This window comes from Psychrobacter sp. UBA3962 (assembly GCF_002385225.1).
Classification (GTDB): domain Bacteria; phylum Pseudomonadota; class Gammaproteobacteria; order Pseudomonadales; family Moraxellaceae; genus Psychrobacter.
In genome coordinates this window covers 1-17424 of record NZ_DGDC01000035.1, presented here as the reverse complement: position 1 = coordinate 17424, position 17424 = coordinate 1, and the positions used below count along the sequence as shown (strand labels likewise).

Sequence of the window (17424 nt, the reverse complement as noted above, 5' to 3'; positions counted from 1 at the left end):
ATTTGGGCTTTTTTATTTAACATTAATCGGTTATGGTCATAGCTATTAGCTATCTAACCAAAGTTTTAGCGGCAACTCAGGTAGGAAGGCCGTTGCTGCTGTTTGCTCACTGATAGCATCAAGATTCAATACGCCCTGAGAAATCAGTAGGATGGTCCAAGGCAGTACTTGATGTTCAAGTTTCTGGACGCGGGCTTGCAGTGCTTCAGCAGACTCACTGTGATCAACTGCAAGCATAGCCTGAGTCAATACTTGGCCGGCATCTAGCTCAGCAGTCACAATGTGTACGCTACAGCCATGATGCATATCGCTAGACTCTAGAACACGCTGATGAGTATCTAGCCCTTTATATTTTGGTAGCAGTGAAGGGTGTAGATTGATCATTGGCGCAGGCGAGCCACTAATAAACTCATCACTTAGTACTCGCATAAAGCCTGCCAATACTACCAAATCAGGTTGCCACTCATTCAGCTGAGCGCTGGCATGACGCTCAAAGGTTTTGATTCCCATACGTTTGCCAGCATTTTCACCTTCAGTAATATGAGAAAATACTGCTGTTGTTATGCCGGCTTGTTGTGCTCGAGTCACCGCATAAGCTTCTTTGACATTACTAATGACACCAACAATCTCGATAGGCAAGCTACCTGAGTTCATGGCATCAATAAGTACTTGAAGGTTGCTACCACTGCCTGAAACTAAAACAGCAACCTTTAAGGGTTTTTGCGACAATTTTTGTGAATCAGTCATGTTACGAGTACACCACTGCATCATCAGTACGAGCGATAATTTCACCGAAGATGAAGGCTTTCTCACCGTCATCATTTAAGATACTAACAGCTTGCTCAGCTACTTCAGCTGGCACCACAACCACGAAACCCACGCCACAGTTGAAGGTACGGTACATCTCAGACTGCTCAATATTACCGTGTTTTTGAAGCCAGTTAAATAACTCAGGCATCTCCCAGCTTTGGGTATCAATTTTAGCTGCTAAATTCTCTGGTAATACGCGAGGTAAGTTTTCGGTAAAGCCGCCACCAGTAATATGTGACATAGCATGTAGCTTGCTATTACCTAGGGCTTTTTGTAATGCTTGGATAGATCTTACATAGATTTTAGTAGGGGCCATTAGCGCATCAGCAATTGGCTGACCGTCTAAGGTTTCGTCAGAGTTAGCAATATCTACGCCACTAACTTCGATGACCTTACGGATTAGAGAATAACCATTTGAGTGAGCACCACTAGAAGCGATACCGATAAGGACATCACCTTCTGCAACATTGTCACCAGTAATAACTTCAGACTCTTCAACCACGCCCACACAGAAACCAGCTAAGTCATAATCTTCATCTTGGTACATGCCTGGCATTTCAGCGGTTTCACCACCGATTAGAGCACAGTTAGACTGTTTACAGCCTTCACCGATACCGCCCACAACTGAGGCTGCAGTATTCACATCTAATTTACCAGTAGCATAGTAATCCAAGAAGAATAAAGGCTCAGCACCACAAACCAATAGATCGTTGACACACATAGCTACTAAGTCGATACCAATAGTGTCATGACGGTCTAATTGAAGAGCAAGCTTAAGCTTAGTGCCCACACCATCTGTTCCTGAAACTAATAAAGGCGACTTATAGCCTGTTGGAATACGGCATAACGCGCCAAATCCACCAAGACCGCCAACAACTTCAGGACGAGTGGTTGATTTAGCAATAGATTTAATGCGTTGAACTAGGGCATCACCTGCATCAATATCTACACCAGCATCTTTATAGCTTAGTGAAGTTGGCTTGTCTTGAGTTGACGAGTTAGCAGATGCATTAGAATTTGGATGGCTCATGGTAGCAGCAGACCTTAATAAGCGAATGTGAGAATAAAATAATAGAAGGTTCAGATAAAAACTGTGTGCTCAAATTAGTAAAGCAAATTAGGTTAAATTACTAGTAAGTAGCAAACAGCAGTTCTCTGGTGGCATTATACGCAAAAACGCAGGGCTCGCAAAATTTAACGCGTATTAATTAAGGATAAAAACAAAAAATGACTAAAATTTAGTTAATGATTACGCTGTTGTGGATTATTATAGAATTAATTTTGACTTATTATTTTGTTTTTACAGTTAAATTATTTTTTTGTGTCAAAAACAATACCCTTCTTTCCTACCTGAAGCTTTTTGAATTATAGAGAATATTATCTATGCAAGTTGCAAGAATTGACCCATTTTTTAAGCGTTTATTCGCTGTTGTAGCCATAGGGATAGGTTTATGGCTTATATATTTGCTAATTCCTGTTATTTTGCCTTTTTTAACTGCATTTATATTGGCTTACCTTCTTAATCCCATTGTGGCACGTTTAGCTCGTATTATGCCTAGGTGGCTATCGATCTTGATTGTTTATACCGCCATTATTTTGGGGTTTGGGGTTTTATTATGGTGGCTACTGCCTACGCTATGGACGCAAATTGAGTCCGCGTGGGAGTACTTTCCAAGATTGGTTGAATGGTATAACAGTGATATTCGTGTTTGGGTTAATGATAATAGCCGCTTTAATTTGCCTGTCTTAGAGTCGCAAATTGTCTCTGATACTTTGGTTGAGTATCTCAACAAAAACTATAATGTAGCCGATGCTCAGTCATTTTTGATGTACATCATGAACTCAGGGCTAACCGTTATAAATAATACTGGTCTTGTGGTCTTAGTGCCTATCTTAACCTTTTATTTCTTATTTAACTGGAACGAGCGCCTGCAAACTTGGAAAGCAGCTTTACCTGCAACTAGCTCAAAGAAAATTATTGAGATCGCTCGTGATTGTGACAAAGCTTTGATGGCTTTCATTAAAGGCCAGTTGCTGGTCATGATATTGCTAGGGGTCGTCTATGCGGTACAGTTACAGCTTATTGGGTTAGAACTTGGCTTGATTATTGGTATGGTGGCAGGTATTGCCAGTTTCGTGCCTTATTTGGGCTTTGGTATTGGTTTTATTGCGGCCATCATTGCAGGGTTATTCCAGTTTGGTATGGACTGGTTACAGCTTGGGCTTATTGCGGGTGCGTTTATGGTAGGGCAGGCGGTAGAAGGTTATATTCTACAGCCTTTACTGCTGGGAGATAAAATCGGACTTTCTCCTTTATGGGTTATCTTTGCAGTGCTGGCAGGGGCAAGTTTGCTAGGCTTTGTTGGAATGTTAATTGCGCTCCCGGTTTCAGCCATTATTAATGTTTTATTCCGTCATGCTTACGCGGCTTACCAGAACACAGATTGGTATAAGGGCAGAAAGCAGTATAAGTTATTTGAGTAAGTGTCAGTAAGCAGATAACAAAGTGTTTGTCAGGGTTTACTGGCTTATTGCAGGGTAATGTCATATTATTGTTCATAAAATTGTGATATAAATAAACGTTACAAAGTTATATCGAGCCGAGATACTAGCCTGATGACAAATCAATTAAGTTTAAATCTAGAAGTAAGGAGAGATGCTAGCCTGAGCGATTTTTCGGGACCGGGCTGGTCGACTTTAATCGATGCTGTTCGTCAACTGCATGTTGGCTTAATTGGACAGATGTACATTTATGGTAGTGCTGCTACTGGTAAGACTCACTTACTTTCCGCTATTTGCGAATCTTATATGGAGATGGATAAGACTGCGATCTGTCTGTCTTTAAAAGAACTGGTCAACACTGATGTAGGAGTTTTGGCTTCACTGGAAAGTTTTGACTTGGTGGCCATTGATGATTTGGAAGCCATTCGCAATAGTCGTGTCTGGCAAGAGGCCATCTTCCATTTGATTAATCGTAGCCGTGAAGGTCAGGGGCAATTAATTTTTGCCGCGAAAACACCGGCCACTGACTTACCCTTTGAGTTACCTGACTTATTGACTCGATTAATTCAGTCACCAGCGTTTAGAGTGCCAGAAGGGCATGATATTGCAGATAGAAAAGCTATGCTTGAGTCGGTAATGCGTAGACGGGGTTGGCAGTTTGACCCTCGCATCACCGAGCATTTGCTAAATGAAGGGCCACACCGTATTGGCGGTATGCTTGATATCTTAAATGTTATCCAGCCTTTATTCTCTAATCTAAATCGCTCTCACGTGTCTAAAGCTGTGATTAATCAGGCCATTACTATGATTGATGAGCAAACACTTATGGCGGAGCTTGAGGATATTAACCAAGAAGCTCACGAGGATTTCTTAACTAAGTCAGAAGAGAGTAACCCTTATCGCGATAATATGACTCTGAATTTTTAAAAAATTATCAGACCATCTTTAAATTGTAATTTTTTCCAGTTATGCTACGGCATATTTTTACTATTTTTATTAAAACTAATACTCACTTAATTCCAATATTCTTTAAGGCTAGCTCATGACTGATACAACCCACAAGCCCCTGCTAAATAAACTGCTAACTGTCGCAGGTATTGGCTTATTCTCAGTATCATTGGCACATGCTGATGTGACTTTAAAAGTTGATGACAATATCAAAGTAACGGTTTTAAATGGTAAGCAGTACAACACCAGCTTATTTCAGCCTTTACAACAGACCTTTGTGTTACAGCCAGGCAAACACGTAATTACTGCTAAATATGATCGTCTATATGATGATTTACCTGGCGATAATCATGATTACTTGCGTTCTGGTAATGTGACGGTTACTGCTGACTTACAAGACAATCAAACTTATCGTTTGGCCATGCCAGGTCAGCCAGAGAGATATCAGGAAGCCCAAAAATATGCTAAAGCTCCAACTTTAGCGGTAATGAAAGGCTCAACTGTAATTGCGCAGACCAGCGGCGCTGTTGAAGAGGGTGGTTTGTTCTCAGGACTGTCTTCTTTATTTGGTAGTAATGATGCTCAAGTAGAAAACCAAAAAGCGATTGCTGCGGTTAATGGCTCATCAACCACTTCAATTAAGGCCATCTCTCCAGTAGAAACTACTAGTAATAGTGCCAAGGGTGATACTTTAGATAACTTTATGCAGCTTTGGTTACAAGCGACTCCTGATGAGCGTGAAAAAATTCGTCAGTGGATTCAAAAGTAATCCCTATTTTGACCTTGCGTCATTGAGCTATAAATATACGATAATAGCTGTACCATTGTCTTTGAAACCCGTCAGGTTGCTGGCGGGTTTTTTGTTGGCTTAATTAAGAAGATAAAAGAGCCGACTAATAAAAGATAAAGTTACAGGCAAACGCTAAAATGGCATAAAGCTTTTACAATCTGGCATAGTTTTAATATATTTATTTTGATAGTATATTACCAATTGCATAGGACTACTGTGCATGATAGTGGTTAAGTTAAATAAATCAATTATAAATAAGGATTTTATTATGGCACATTTACGTTTAGGTGATGATGCTCCAAACTTTGACGCCCCAACTACAGATGGTGATATTAACTTTTATGAGTGGGCAGGTGACAACTGGGTAGTATTCTTCTCACATCCAGCTGACTTCACTCCAGTATGTACTACAGAATTAGGTCGTGCTGCTGCTTTAAATGGTGAGTTCCAAAAGCGTGGTGTTAAGCCAATTTGTATCTCTGTAGATGACGTAGAAGATCACAAAGCGTGGGCGAGTGATATCGGCGAAACTCAAGGTACTGAGTTAAACTTCCCAATTATTGGTGATGAGAATAAGAAAGTAGCCGAATTATATGACATGATTCACCCTAATGCGGCAACTACTCACACAGTACGTAGCGTGTTTATTATCGACCCAAAAAAGAAAGTACGTTTGATTCTAACTTACCCAGCAAGCGTTGGCCGTAACTTTGATGAAATCCTACGTGCTATTGATGCGTTACAATTAACAGATGAGTATAACGTAGCTACGCCAGTAGATTGGAAAGATGGTGATGACGTTATTATTCCACCAAGCATCAAAACCGAAGATATTTCAGAAAAAGACTATCCAAAAGGCTTCACTGAGATTAAACCTTACTTACGTATCACTCCTCAGCCAAATAAATAAGGTGAGGTTTTGAGTTTAAGGTTTAAATCAGAAACTTAGCCAGAAATTTAGTAAGTTATAAAAGCTCCCTTAACTCAAGTTGTGGGAGCTTTTTTTATCGGCTTATTTATTATTGGCTTATCGTGCTAAAAATGATTTATTAACAAATATTGATATGGTGTTATTGCTTCAGTTTGATATGATAAAAGACGAAGCAGGGATAACTACAATTATATCCACCAAAGATAAAATTAAATCAAAGGGAGTTTGAAATGAAAAAATTATACTTAACTCGTATGGCGCCTAATCCACGTAAAGTGGTTCTTCTTTTACAAGCTAAGGGTATAGATATTGATGACATTGATGATATCGATGTGATTGATATTGATATGGCAAAGGGCGAGCATTTAACGGAAGAGTTCCGCAAAATAAATCCTTTACAGCTATTGCCGGTATTGGTGCTTCAAGATGGTACCGTACTCAATGATTCTCAAGCTATCTGTGAGTACTTAGATAGGGTCTATGGGGAGCGTTCTGTGATGGGCAATGATGTGGTGCAACGGGCTCAGGTATGCTCGATAAGAAGGGTTGCCGAGTTTGAAGTGTTGTATAACTTTATGCTTGCCTTTCAGCACAGTCATCCCTCAAAAGCGCATCGAGTGGATCAAGTTCCCGAATTTGCCTCTAAGTCTATTGCCAGAGCCGAAAAAGCACTGCCATATTTCAATGATATTTTGAAAGACAAAGATTATCTAGTGGGCAATCAATTAAGTTATGCCGATATTGTGTTCTATATTGGCCTTGATTTTGGGCGAGTTCTTAAATTTGATCCCACTGCTCATGGTGAGGGTATAGCGCGCTTCTATAACTCAATGAATGAGCGATTTGGCTTTAAGAAGTAAGGAATAATATGCTGTCTGCAAAAGGTCTATTTACGGTTATGGTCACGAGTAGTCTACTGTTAGTGGGCTGTCAAAATACCGATCCTGTAACCTCCCATTCTAGCGCTCCTCAGAGGAGCACTATGGCAAATGCTGAAAACAAGTTGACGCTGAATGCTGCTAGCTTGGCCAACTACCATTGGCAACTGCTGGCTGCAAAGGATAAACACGGTCAATCTTTATCGATATTAGAAACTATTAAAGATCAAGTGAATCTTAGCTTCTATGTGGATAAAAGTGCCAATCGTGCCAGCTTTACAGTAGGGTGTAATGGTATGGGTGCTGACTTTACGGTATCCAACCAGACCCTAAAAATGGGCGATATTATCAGTACTGAAATGTATTGCCAAGAAGTAGACCAAGCAGAGAGATTGATGGCTCAATTAATGCGCGGTAATAGTAAGCTCTCTATTGAAAGCCCTAAACAATCAACTACGACTCAGCCTCTATTAACTCAACAGTTGGCCACTGGAGAGGTGTTAGTTTGGAAGGGTACTGCAACCCCAGAAGCTAAGTATCAACAAAAAGGCGATATCGTATTTTGGGAGGTCAATCATCAGCTACAGGGCTGTCCAAATCCTAATCAAAAGGGTTGCTTGAAAGTGAGGCCTGTTTATTATGATGAACAAGGTATTAAAACAGGGGTTGGTGATTGGCAGATCTTTGTTGACAAGATTGAGGGCTATAATCATGACAGCGGTATCGACACTGTGCTGCGTTTAAAGCGTTTTACGGTTGATCCAATAGACGTCAAGGGAAAGCAGTTTGTCTATGTGTTAGATCAAATTATAGAAAGCTCTGTGGCTAACTAAAGCTAGGTCGATCGTTAAAGCTAATAAGGTAATAAAGAGCTGTTAGCTAATTTGAGCTATCTGAATAATATAAATAGAACAATAAAAAATCGCCTATAGCACCTATAGGCGATTATCTTTTGTAAAGCTGAGTCTACTTTAGCCCAGCCAAGTCTTCTTCAGTCAAACGCCAACGTCCTTTTTTCTTAGAGGCACCGCGGCCTCGTAGGGTGGTATTCATAAGAAGCTTGTTCATAGAATGACTTGAATGCGCGTGGCAGATGGCGCAAGCAAGACCATCGGCGGCATCTTGTTGTGGGGTGACATCCAACTTTAAGATGCGACAAACCATTTCTTGTACTTGTACTTTATCGGCGGCTCCATAGCCACAGACCGCTTGTTTGATTTGTCTGGCAGTATATTCAGAAACTTCTAAGTCTAAGGCAACCAAAGCTGCGATGGCTGCACCGCGGGCTTGACCTAACTTAAGAGCAGAGTCGGGGTTTTCAGCCATAAATACCTGCTCAACAGCAGCATGAATAGGCTCGTCAGAATATTTTTGATGATATTGGGTAATACGAGTTATCCCATTAAATATGCGTTTTAAACGTTCTGGCATCTCTTTGGTGTCGGTTCTGATAGTACCGGCATCCAAATAACGCAAGGTATCCCCTTTTTGATGAATAATACCGTAACCTGTCATTCTAGAGCCGGGGTCAATACCAATAATAATCGCCATAATAAATCAAATTATCCTAAGGGTTATAAAGATTTGTGCTGCTGAATCTTGTTTAATTGAGGTTAAATTTCAGTATTATTCCTCAACAAAATTCATTTAAGATTTGATAGTATAGCAAGCCATCCCCATATATCTAATACATATTAAATTTTAGTTATTTCCCAAATCAAAATAGGACGACACATTATGGGTCAATTAGTTGGCTTAGCCATCGTATGGTTTATTATTGAAATGCTACTGTGGTACTTAGTGGCACAATTTATCAGTGGCTGGTGGGTATTTTTCTGGTTTATCATAGCTGCTGTAATTGGGCTTAGCTTAATACGTCGTGGTATGACCACTTTAAACCCTATGGCACAACAGATGAAAGCAGGCGGCATGATGAATCCTGCTATGCGCCCACCTGAAAATACCATTATTAAGACAGTAGCTATGGCAGTAGGGGGCCTATTACTACTAATTCCTGGTCTACTATCAGATATTTTAGCACTGTTGGTAGTCCTACCTCCTGTGCAGAAAAAACTAAAAGATATGGCCAATAATTACGTCATGAATAACCAACAAAAAATGATGGAAATGATGGCAAAACAGATGGGTGGACAAATGGGCGGTCAAAATCCATTTGGTGGTATGGGTGCTGGCGGTAATCCATTTGGGGGTCAAAATCCTTTCGGTGGCCAAAACCCATTCAATAATCAGCCAGGCTCTAAAAATGCAAATCCATTTGGTAATGGGTTTAAGAAAAGCACTACGGTAGATGGTTCGGCGAAACCAGTTATCAAAGATGTAAAAAAATTAGAGAAACCTGCCAATGATGAATAGTAGGCTTCCAAAGATTTTTGAATAACTGACTGGTTTGTCCAAGCAATAAAAAAACCCTTCTACTTGAGTAAAAGGGTTTTTTATTGCTTATAACTTCTTATAACTTATTGCTTTATTGAATAATATTTAAAACACATAAAAATAAGGAAGTTATAAGGTACCATAAAATTTAGAACCGAAGTGCCGCTGTTGGATGGGGACCCATGAACCGTGAAGTTCAGGGCGGATGTGTCACTGTCTCTTAAGGTTTCCTGAGTCACTGCAAGCAGTGCAGGCATACACAATGAAACAATAGATAGCACATCCATTTAGTGCATTATCGGCTCAGGGAATAACATCCACTGGCGAACACTTCAGAGTCTCTAAATACTAACCAATTTTTTATGAACTTGCAAACCTAAAGCTATATTAGTTTGTTAATAATATGAATAAGTTAGCAACTGAGCCTACCATATGTGTGTCTAACTTAAATTTCAATGTAGAGGAGGTGGCTAATATTGCTATGGAATTATTAAGGCTGAGCCCTTATATAATAGGCGTTCACAATCTTACATTATAGTTAAACTGGTGAGTGTGTTAGAATTAGAGGGTCAATTTTGATATTAATTTTAATAGTTTTGTATATTTGATTTAATTTTATAATCTTTAATATTCTAATTTTTCTTGAAATATTGCAATACAAATGGAGATAAAGTCAATGGTAGCAGCTGATAAAAACAAAAAAATCCCACACGTTCTGATGATTTTAGATGGCTTTGGATATCGTGAGGATGAGCAGGACAATGCGATCGCTGCTGCCACCACGCCTAATCTAGACAGAATCAATAGTACCTATCCCCATGGTTTAATTTCAGGCTCAGGTGAGGATGTTGGGTTACCTGAAGGTCAATTTGGTAACTCAGAAGTAGGTCACATGAACTTAGGGGCAGGTCGAGTGTTGTTTCAGGATTCTACTCGTATCTCTCGTGATATCAAAAACCGTGATTTCTATAAAAATCCTGAGTTGTTAGAAGCTATCGAAGCGGTAAAAGAGTCTGATAGCAATCTTCATATTATGGGTCTATTGTCAGATGGTGGGGTGCATGCTCATCAGGATCATATTGAAGCCATGTGTCATGCTGCCGTTGTGCATGGTGCAAAAGGGGTGTATGTTCACTGCTTTTTAGATGGTCGTGATACGCCACCAAAATCTGCTGATAAATATATCAAACGCTTAAAAGAGTTCTTGGCAAATTTAAATGCCTATTATGAAAGCAACGTACAGATTGCCAGTATCATCGGTCGTTACTATGCGATGGACCGTGACAATCGTTGGGATAGAGTAGAGAAGGCTTATAACCTATTAACCTTGGGTGAGTCAGAAAGAATGGCGACACGAGCAGATGGTGCAGTTCAAGCCGCTTATAAGTCTCGTGAAACAGATGAGTTTGTGAGTCCAACTACGGTTATTGAACATGGTGAGACACCAACGACCATCAATGACAATGATGCCGTTATCTTTATGAACTTCCGTGCGGATAGAGCGCGTGAGCTGGCTCAAGCTTTCATCTTACCCGATCATGAGTTTTCAGGATTTGCTCGTAAGAAGCAGCCTAATCTTTCAGCCTTTGTCATGATGACTCACTACTCTGATGAGTTGGCTGCTAATCCAAAAACTTCAGTGGCTTATAAGCCAACAAAATTACATAACACCTTAGGTGAGTACTTACAGAATAATGGAAAAACTCAACTAAGAATTGCAGAAACTGAGAAATTTGCTCATGTTACGTTTTTCTTCAGTGGTGGCAAAGAAGATGAGTTTACAGGCGAATCTCGTATTCTAATTCCCTCTCCTGATGTTGAAACTTATGACTTAAAACCAGAGATGAGTGCTCCGGAAGTAACCAAAAACTTAGTAGAGGCGATTGAGTCTGGCAAGTATGATGTTTTGGTAGTGAACTATGCAAACGGCGATATGGTTGGTCATACCGGTAGTTTTGAAGCTGCAGTAAAAGCGGTAGAAGCATTGGATGTGGCGATCGGTGAGGTTTCAGAAGCGGTTATTAAGGCCGGTGGCCATATGTTAATTACTGCAGACCATGGTAATTGTGAACAGATGCAAGATTATGAAAGTGGTCAGGTGCATACTCAGCATACCACCGAACATGTGCCTTTGATTTACGTTGGTGATAAAAAAGTGACAGTCCGTGAAGGCGGTAAATTAAGTGATGTGGCCCCAACCATCTTAGATCTAATGGGTCTTGAAGTGCCGAAAGAGATGACTGGTATCAACTTGTTAGAAGCTAAATAGCCAGTCAAGATTAGCCTAGTTAAGGTCTGCCTAGTCAAGACCAACCTAGGAGTTAAAATCTCTTAACTACCACTGATAGTAGAGCATACGATGCAATTTGATTCTTCTCAAAACTTATCAAAAAATAAGGAGTCTATAACTCCTAGCAAGTTTTGGCTAGCCATGTTTAAGGGGCATAAACTTAGTCAGGTGGCTGGGTTTACGCTGTTATCCTTAACGCTTTCTATCAGTGGTTGCTCTTCCATGGGACAGCCACAGACTTCTACCGTTGATAACGGAGCTACTAAATCTGTCATTTTGGAGACGGGGTCAAATGCTCAGCCCAGCTCAGAAGCGGCAAAAAAGCTGAATGATTTAGCAGTTAGTGCTAAAAAATCTGAAGACGCCTGTGTAGATGACTGCGGCGATGTGGATGCTATTGCTCATCTTGATGAAGAGATAGAAAGTTATGAAGACATAGATGCGCAGCCAGCCCTTATCGATATAGAAGAAGATGATATTGATGATGAAATTGAAGGTGAAAGGTTAGGGGTAGAGCATGTTCCTTTAAATGCCATATCACCTCAGACGCTACAAGCTTTTGTGGAGGTCATCGATGTTATACGTCATGACTATGTGAAACCTGTCAATGATGAAATGCTTTTTCAGCAAGCCATAACCGGTATGTTAGAAAAGCTAGATAAGCACGCTGAATATTTAACCCCAGAGAGTTACGATAATCTACGTAGTTTCACTGATGGGGAAATAGCCCAAGTGGGATTGGTGGTAAAATATAATTCTAATCAGCAGGTGTGGGAGGTCAGCTCTGTCTTAAGCCAGTCTTCTGCTCAGCAAGCTGGAATAAAGATCGGTGATAGATTATTACGCATTAAAAATGCGGAACTCACCTCAGATATGACAGAGCAGGATGTACAGCAACTACTTTCTGGTATTGCCGGCTCTCAAGTTGAAGTAACCGTAGTGAATGCCCAAGGAGGGACGCGGCGCAATATAACTTTGCAACGTAATCTCGCCGCTAATAATGAATTGTCTGTGACCGTAAAAAACAGTATTGCCATAATCCGCTTACCTGTTTTTCAAAACGGTTCTAAAGATCAATTGATTAGCGCCTTAAAGCAAACTGGGTCAGCGGTAACTGGTGTGGTTATTGATGTGCGTAATAATCCAGGCGGGGTGTTATCCTCTGCAATTGACATTGCTAGTTTGTTTATTAAAGAAGGGGACCTGATTCAGGTAAGAAGCCGTACCAATCATGGTCAGCTGATTAAGCCCAAAGGAAAACCTTATCTTTCTGATTTACCAGTAATTATCTTACAAAACCGTTACTCTGCTTCTGCCGCGGAAGTGCTGGCAAGCAGTTTTAAAAGCAACAAGCGGGCAAAAATTGTGGGTGAGCAAAGCTTTGGTAAAGGCACCGTACAAGAGGTGGTGCCCCTTGAGTCTGGTGGAGGTATCAAGCTTACGGTTGCAGAATACCGCAGTGCGAAAGGTGAGCTTATAGATGGGGTTGGGGTGAAGCCTGATATGGTTCTAGCCCATGATGGTTCGGATTGGCAACAAACTGCCGTGAATCTTTTGTTATCTCAAGACAGACCCTTTGGAATTAAATTTGATACAAAGTTTGATGATGATGGCAGCATGCTTAATGATTACTAGTTACAGAGTAAATTACTGATTGTTAAATAAATATTTTGATAGAAAAAGAGAGCTTCTGGTAAGCTCTCTTTTTTATTGATAAACGCAGTTAAGGCTGCACATTATTGTTGACTTTTAACATTCAGGCTTACGGGGTAATCAAACCATGACGCATGGCTAAGTGGGTGAGTTTCACATCACTGTCGACCCCAACCTTTTCAAAGATACGATAGCGATAAGTGTTGACCGTTTTTACACTAACAAAAAGCTGATCAGCGATTTGTTGCGGACTTTGACAGTTTACCACCATCATAGCAACCTGTTTTTCTCTTTCACTTAGTCTATCAAAAGGCGATTCTTCATTGTCTGTCAGTAGCATATCAGCCAGCTGTTCTGCCACGTCACTACTAAAGTACTTACTGCCTTGATAAACCTTTTTGATGGCTTTAATCATTTCGGCTAAAGGGGTACCTTTAGTGATATAGCCATTGACCCCTGCTTTTAATAGCATCGAAGGATAAGGCTGTGAGGAGACACTACTAACCGCTAAAATTTTTACTTTTTCATCAAATTGGCGTAAGCGTTTTGTGGCTTCAACTCCGCCAATATTTGGCATATTTACATCCAGTAAGACCACATCTGGGCTGAGTGCTTTAACCATTCTAATAGCAGCTTCACCACTGTCAGCTTCACCGATAACCTCAATTTCAGGGTCATCTGCCAACATTCTACTTATGCCCATTCTAACCAAGTCGTGGTCATCAACCACCAAAACTTTAATCATATTATTTTCCCAAGAGAACGCACAAAATTATAGTATGAGTAATTTTATGTTGCTGTAGCGTAAAAGAAATGTTTTGAATTGACACCATACCTTAATCCCATCGCTTTAAGTGGAATTAACACTTAACGACTAAGATTAATGATGTTAAGATAATTAACATATTGGCTGTATTTGGTATTAGTATGGTGTTTAAGTTTATAAATTAGTACTAATGTTTGTAAATTTAATGACTTCTAGTACTAAAAAGGTACTTCATAAATCCTAATATAACAAAGCTTTTAATCGCAGTGGATAATTGGTAATTTTTTTATATCTGTTTCAATGCACTCCATTGTCAATGGATTTAGCTTCTAGGTCAATAACATCATACCTTTAAATTAACCGCATGGTTAATTATTCTTTTTTACGCTATTTTACGACTCAAGTGGGATGAAATATGAGCATAAATAAATCTTTCAACAAATCTTTTATCTTTGTTTGCATCGCATTGGGTCTGGGTACCGCAAGCTCTGTCTCAAATGCTGCTTTAACTATTGTGGAACCAAGCAAAACAGGCAACTCACAAGTCCAGTGGGGTAATGCTGGTGGTTTATCAGAAGCCCGCAGTATTATGTACTCTAATCCAGGGGTGACTACTAACACCACTCGTTCTTTTTCTACTTCTACCAATAATTTCTCAAGCTCTCCAGGTTTCGTTGACAGACTACCTATTTCAGCGGCTTCAAGAGGGGTCGTCGTTTTAGACGTAGCAACTGGACAGCCTTTGTATGAAAAGAACGCTGATGTGGCTCGTCCAATAGCTTCTATTACTAAGATTATGACGGCTATGGTGGTTTTAGATGCCGGTCTTGATATGCGAGAAGAGATTAAGCTTGATCCAGAAGATTTCGTAGGTCCTAAGCGTGCTAGTTCTCGTTTGAAAGCTGGTGACCGTATGAACCGTGCAGAACTGCTATTAATGACCCTAATGAAGTCTGAGAACCCAGCTGCTAAATCTCTAGCCAGAAACTATCCAGGTGGCTATGATGCTTTCATGCGTGCAATGAACGCTAAAGCCCGTTCATTAGGTATGAATACTGCTTTCTTTGGTGATCCTACTGGTCTAGATAAGCGTAATGTGGCCTCTCCAATGGACTTAACTAAGATGGTTAAAGCTGCTGGTGAATATGAAGTGATCCGCCGCTTCTCAACGACTAAAAACTATGACTTCTTTGTAGCAAACTATAGCGATGGTAACCGTACCTATCCTGCTAATAACACTAGTAAGCTAGTTCGTAGTGGCACTTATCCAATTGGTATCTCAAAAACTGGCTTTATTAATGAAGCGGGTCAATGTGTGGTAATGGAAACCCAAGTTAACAACCGTCCAGCGATTATTGTTATTTTAGGTGCTGATAGCTCTAATACGCGCTGGAACGATGCAGAGAACATTCTACATAATTTAGCTTTACGTCGTACTATTTAATAGCCAACTTATTTTTATATCCCGTTGTTTCTACTGAAATAATATAGTACTCACAAAAAAAGATTGCTCTAAGAGCAATCTTTTTTTGTTTATTAGAGACTATAATTTAAGAGGCGTGTTGCATGCATAAAGTTGCATAAGGCACTGCTTCTAATCTCTTTTCTTCGATATCTTCACCACAAACTGTACATTCGCCATAGGTGCCATTTTCAATACGACTTAACGCATTTTTAACATAGGTAAGCCCTTGTTTGGCCTCAACCAATAGCGTTTTGCGCATCTCATTATCCCGCATAGAAATGGCTTGGTCATCCCAATGTTCATTTAAATCATCTTGAGGGTTGTAAATATGATCTTCAATTTTATCGATACGGTTTTGATATTCTTGTTGTAGCTCCAGTAGGCGCTCTTTAGCGGCAGAAAAATCTCTACTCATTGTAATCTCCTTAAGTAAATATAATTGTATAGGGGTTATTAACCTCTTTATTATTGCTTTGTTTATATCTTCTATATTAGCACTTATCCAATAATAAATCTTTGTATTGCCCTAAATAATAGAACGACAGATTTAATAAATCCCCAATAATAATAGGCAGAAACAGAGGCGAAAATAGGCTGGAAAATATGGTAGAATTCTCCCACCATTTTTTCTTCAAACCTAAAATAGAAGTGTAAGCCAATTTTGACTTCTAATTATAATTAAGTAAGGGTAAATACATGAATTTCGCTAGAATGGAAAACCAAGATTTAACTGGAAAAACTGTGTTGATTCGTGAAGATTTAAACGTGCCAATTCAAAATGGAGAAATCTCTAATGATGCGCGTTTACAGTCAAGTTTACCCACCATTAAGCTAGCCCTCGAAAAAGGCGCAGCCGTTCTGGTTTGCTCACACTTATGTCGCCCAACAGAAGGGGAGTTTGAAGAGAAGTACTCTATGCAGCCTGTAGCGGATTATTTAAGTGAGCATCTAGGCCTGACTGTACGCTTAAACAAAGATTATGCTGAACAGGATGTATCTATTCAGCCAGGGGAAGTGGTGTTATTAGAAAACGTTCGCTTTAACGTTGGTGAAAAGAACAACACAGAAGCTCTATCACAGCGTTATGCTGATCTATGTGATGTGTTCGTTATGGATGCATTCGGTACAGCTCACAGAGCTCAAGCTTCTACTGAAGGGGTAATCCAAGCTGCTGCCAAAGCTGGAAAAGTGGTGTGTGCGGGTCCTTTACTAGCTGCAGAATTAGATGCGTTAGACAAAGCCTTACACGCACCAAAAAAACCCCTAGTGGCCATTGTTGGCGGTTCTAAAGTATCTACTAAACTAGACGTATTGATCAGTTTAGCAAAAATTTGTGACCAAATTATCGTCGGTGGCGGTATTGCTAATACCTTTATCGCAGCAAAAGGTCATTCAGTAGGGGCTTCATTATATGAAGCAGATATGATTGAAACGGCCAAACAAATCATGACTCAAACTGAGATTTTATTGCCACAGAACGTGGTAGTGGCTGATAAGAATCAAATCAACTTTGACGACTTTATTAACTCATTACAAACGGCAACTCCAGTTGTAAAAAGCATTGACTCAGTTTCTGAAAATGAAATGATTTTAGATGTGGCAGCTGAAGGGGCAGAGCATATCTTTAACGCTGTTAAGGATGCAGCGACTATCTTGTGGAATGGCCCTGTTGGCGTGTTTGAAGTAGATGCCTTTGCAGAAGGGACTCGACTACTGTCTGAAGCAGTAAAAGACAGTAACGGTTTCTCGATTGCAGGGGGAGGCGATACCTTGGCTGCTATTCATAAGTTCCAAGTAGAAGACGGTGTAAGCTATATGTCTACAGGTGGTGGTGCCTTCTTAGAGTTTGTGGAAGGTAAAGTACTGCCTGCCGTTGCCGCTTTAGAAAAATACAGTGCTAAGTAATAATTATTTATTAACTAAGCTTATTACTGGGAATGATTGCTTATATCGTTGAGATAAATATAGCCTACGCCAGGGAAATACCCCCATATTTA

Annotated in this window: 16 protein-coding genes and 1 other RNA gene; 11 read left to right on the top strand and 6 right to left on the bottom strand. The window is 40.0% G+C overall.

Annotation, left to right across the window (positions count from 1 at the left end):
• Positions 1 to 45 precede the first annotated feature (45 nt).
• Together purN and purM are read right to left on the bottom strand one after the other, a co-directional pair.
• Positions 46 to 747: a phosphoribosylglycinamide formyltransferase gene (gene purN, locus B3S92_RS08715; RefSeq protein ID WP_296205004.1), complete on the bottom strand. Its 702-nt coding sequence runs from the start codon at positions 745 to 747 to the stop codon at positions 46 to 48.
• A gap of 1 nt (position 748) precedes the next feature.
• Entirely contained in the window at positions 749 to 1840 is a 1092-nt protein-coding gene (purM, locus tag B3S92_RS08710) for a phosphoribosylformylglycinamidine cyclo-ligase (protein WP_296205002.1), read from the bottom strand.
• 353 nt (positions 1841 to 2193) lie between these two features.
• Here purM and B3S92_RS08705 point away from each other — a divergent pair, with 353 nt between their 5' ends.
• From B3S92_RS08705 to B3S92_RS08680, 6 genes are all read left to right on the top strand, one after another.
• Positions 2194 to 3294 (top strand): AI-2E family transporter, encoded by a 1101-nt coding sequence (locus B3S92_RS08705; protein ID WP_296205000.1) that lies wholly within the window; start codon positions 2194 to 2196, stop codon positions 3292 to 3294.
• A 132-nt stretch (positions 3295 to 3426) separates the two neighbouring features.
• Positions 3427 to 4239 carry a DnaA regulatory inactivator Hda gene (gene hda, locus B3S92_RS08700; RefSeq protein WP_296204998.1) on the top strand — a complete coding sequence of 271 codons (813 nt, stop codon included), beginning with the start codon at positions 3427 to 3429 and terminating at the stop codon, positions 4237 to 4239.
• A gap of 115 nt (positions 4240 to 4354) precedes the next feature.
• The gene (locus tag B3S92_RS08695) at positions 4355 to 5029 is read left to right on the top strand and encodes a DUF2057 family protein (protein ID WP_296204995.1); all 675 of its coding nucleotides are present in this window, start codon (positions 4355 to 4357) and stop codon (positions 5027 to 5029) included.
• 289 nt (positions 5030 to 5318) lie between these two features.
• On the top strand, positions 5319 to 5960 hold the full coding sequence (locus B3S92_RS08690) for a peroxiredoxin (protein ID WP_296204993.1): 642 nt from the start codon (positions 5319 to 5321) through the stop codon (positions 5958 to 5960).
• A 251-nt stretch (positions 5961 to 6211) separates the two neighbouring features.
• Positions 6212 to 6841 (top strand): glutathione S-transferase family protein, encoded by a 630-nt coding sequence (locus B3S92_RS08685; RefSeq protein WP_296204991.1) that lies wholly within the window; start codon positions 6212 to 6214, stop codon positions 6839 to 6841.
• A gap of 8 nt (positions 6842 to 6849) precedes the next feature.
• Positions 6850 to 7692: an META domain-containing protein gene (locus tag B3S92_RS08680; RefSeq protein ID WP_296204989.1), complete on the top strand. Its 843-nt coding sequence runs from the start codon at positions 6850 to 6852 to the stop codon at positions 7690 to 7692.
• Between the two features lie 133 nt (positions 7693 to 7825).
• Here the strand turns inward: B3S92_RS08680 and ruvC are convergent, their stop codons facing one another.
• On the bottom strand, positions 7826 to 8410 hold the full coding sequence (ruvC, locus tag B3S92_RS08675; protein ID WP_296204987.1) for a crossover junction endodeoxyribonuclease RuvC: 585 nt from the start codon (positions 8408 to 8410) through the stop codon (positions 7826 to 7828).
• A gap of 186 nt (positions 8411 to 8596) precedes the next feature.
• Here ruvC and B3S92_RS08670 point away from each other — a divergent pair, with 186 nt between their 5' ends.
• Complete coding sequence (locus B3S92_RS08670) at positions 8597 to 9232, top strand: FxsA family protein (protein WP_296204986.1); 636 nt, start codon at positions 8597 to 8599, stop codon at positions 9230 to 9232.
• 171 nt (positions 9233 to 9403) lie between these two features.
• Here the strand turns inward: B3S92_RS08670 and ssrS are convergent.
• Positions 9404 to 9595, bottom strand: a non-coding RNA gene (ssrS, locus tag B3S92_RS08665) — 6S RNA.
• A gap of 334 nt (positions 9596 to 9929) precedes the next feature.
• Between ssrS and gpmI the strand changes: the two genes are divergently transcribed.
• Positions 9930 to 11522, top strand: a complete 1593-nt coding sequence (gpmI, locus tag B3S92_RS08660) for a 2,3-bisphosphoglycerate-independent phosphoglycerate mutase (protein WP_296204983.1) — start codon at positions 9930 to 9932, stop codon at positions 11520 to 11522.
• 243 nt (positions 11523 to 11765) lie between these two features.
• Positions 11766 to 13178, top strand: a complete 1413-nt coding sequence (locus B3S92_RS08655) for a S41 family peptidase (RefSeq protein WP_296204979.1) — start codon at positions 11766 to 11768, stop codon at positions 13176 to 13178.
• Between the two features lie 127 nt (positions 13179 to 13305).
• Here the strand turns inward: B3S92_RS08655 and B3S92_RS08650 are convergent, their stop codons facing one another.
• Positions 13306 to 13941 (bottom strand): response regulator, encoded by a 636-nt coding sequence (locus B3S92_RS08650; RefSeq protein ID WP_296204977.1) that lies wholly within the window; start codon positions 13939 to 13941, stop codon positions 13306 to 13308.
• Positions 13942 to 14377: 436 nt separating this feature from the next.
• On the opposite strand from B3S92_RS08650, the gene B3S92_RS08645 reads away from it, so the two are divergent.
• Positions 14378 to 15406: a serine hydrolase gene (locus tag B3S92_RS08645; protein ID WP_077451737.1), complete on the top strand. Its 1029-nt coding sequence runs from the start codon at positions 14378 to 14380 to the stop codon at positions 15404 to 15406.
• A 106-nt stretch (positions 15407 to 15512) separates the two neighbouring features.
• On the opposite strand, the gene B3S92_RS08640 is transcribed toward B3S92_RS08645, so the two are convergent.
• A complete protein-coding gene (locus B3S92_RS08640; RefSeq protein WP_296204973.1) occupies positions 15513 to 15842 on the bottom strand; it encodes a TraR/DksA family transcriptional regulator in 330 nt (109 codons plus the stop codon).
• A gap of 281 nt (positions 15843 to 16123) precedes the next feature.
• Here B3S92_RS08640 and B3S92_RS08635 point away from each other — a divergent pair, with 281 nt between their 5' ends.
• Complete coding sequence (locus tag B3S92_RS08635) at positions 16124 to 17332, top strand: phosphoglycerate kinase (protein ID WP_296204971.1); 1209 nt, start codon at positions 16124 to 16126, stop codon at positions 17330 to 17332.
• Positions 17333 to 17424 lie beyond the last annotated feature (92 nt).

Coding starts and splice junctions, on each gene's coding strand:
- B3S92_RS08690 (WP_296204993.1), top strand. CDS start 5,319: ATGGCACATTTACGTTTAGGTGATGATGCTCCAAACTTTGACGCCCCA.
- B3S92_RS08695 (WP_296204995.1), top strand. CDS start 4,355: ATGACTGATACAACCCACAAGCCCCTGCTAAATAAACTGCTAACTGTC.
- purM (WP_296205002.1), bottom strand. CDS start 1,840: ATGAGCCATCCAAATTCTAATGCATCTGCTAACTCGTCAACTCAAGAC.
- B3S92_RS08645 (WP_077451737.1), top strand. CDS start 14,378: ATGAGCATAAATAAATCTTTCAACAAATCTTTTATCTTTGTTTGCATC.
- B3S92_RS08680 (WP_296204989.1), top strand. CDS start 6,850: ATGCTGTCTGCAAAAGGTCTATTTACGGTTATGGTCACGAGTAGTCTA.
- hda (WP_296204998.1), top strand. CDS start 3,427: ATGACAAATCAATTAAGTTTAAATCTAGAAGTAAGGAGAGATGCTAGC.
- B3S92_RS08640 (WP_296204973.1), bottom strand. CDS start 15,842: ATGAGTAGAGATTTTTCTGCCGCTAAAGAGCGCCTACTGGAGCTACAA.
- B3S92_RS08650 (WP_296204977.1), bottom strand. CDS start 13,941: ATGATTAAAGTTTTGGTGGTTGATGACCACGACTTGGTTAGAATGGGC.
- B3S92_RS08635 (WP_296204971.1), top strand. CDS start 16,124: ATGAATTTCGCTAGAATGGAAAACCAAGATTTAACTGGAAAAACTGTG.
- B3S92_RS08685 (WP_296204991.1), top strand. CDS start 6,212: ATGAAAAAATTATACTTAACTCGTATGGCGCCTAATCCACGTAAAGTG.
- B3S92_RS08705 (WP_296205000.1), top strand. CDS start 2,194: ATGCAAGTTGCAAGAATTGACCCATTTTTTAAGCGTTTATTCGCTGTT.
- B3S92_RS08670 (WP_296204986.1), top strand. CDS start 8,597: ATGGGTCAATTAGTTGGCTTAGCCATCGTATGGTTTATTATTGAAATG.
- gpmI (WP_296204983.1), top strand. CDS start 9,930: ATGGTAGCAGCTGATAAAAACAAAAAAATCCCACACGTTCTGATGATT.
- purN (WP_296205004.1), bottom strand. CDS start 747: ATGACTGATTCACAAAAATTGTCGCAAAAACCCTTAAAGGTTGCTGTT.
- B3S92_RS08655 (WP_296204979.1), top strand. CDS start 11,766: ATGGGACAGCCACAGACTTCTACCGTTGATAACGGAGCTACTAAATCT.
- ruvC (WP_296204987.1), bottom strand. CDS start 8,410: ATGGCGATTATTATTGGTATTGACCCCGGCTCTAGAATGACAGGTTAC.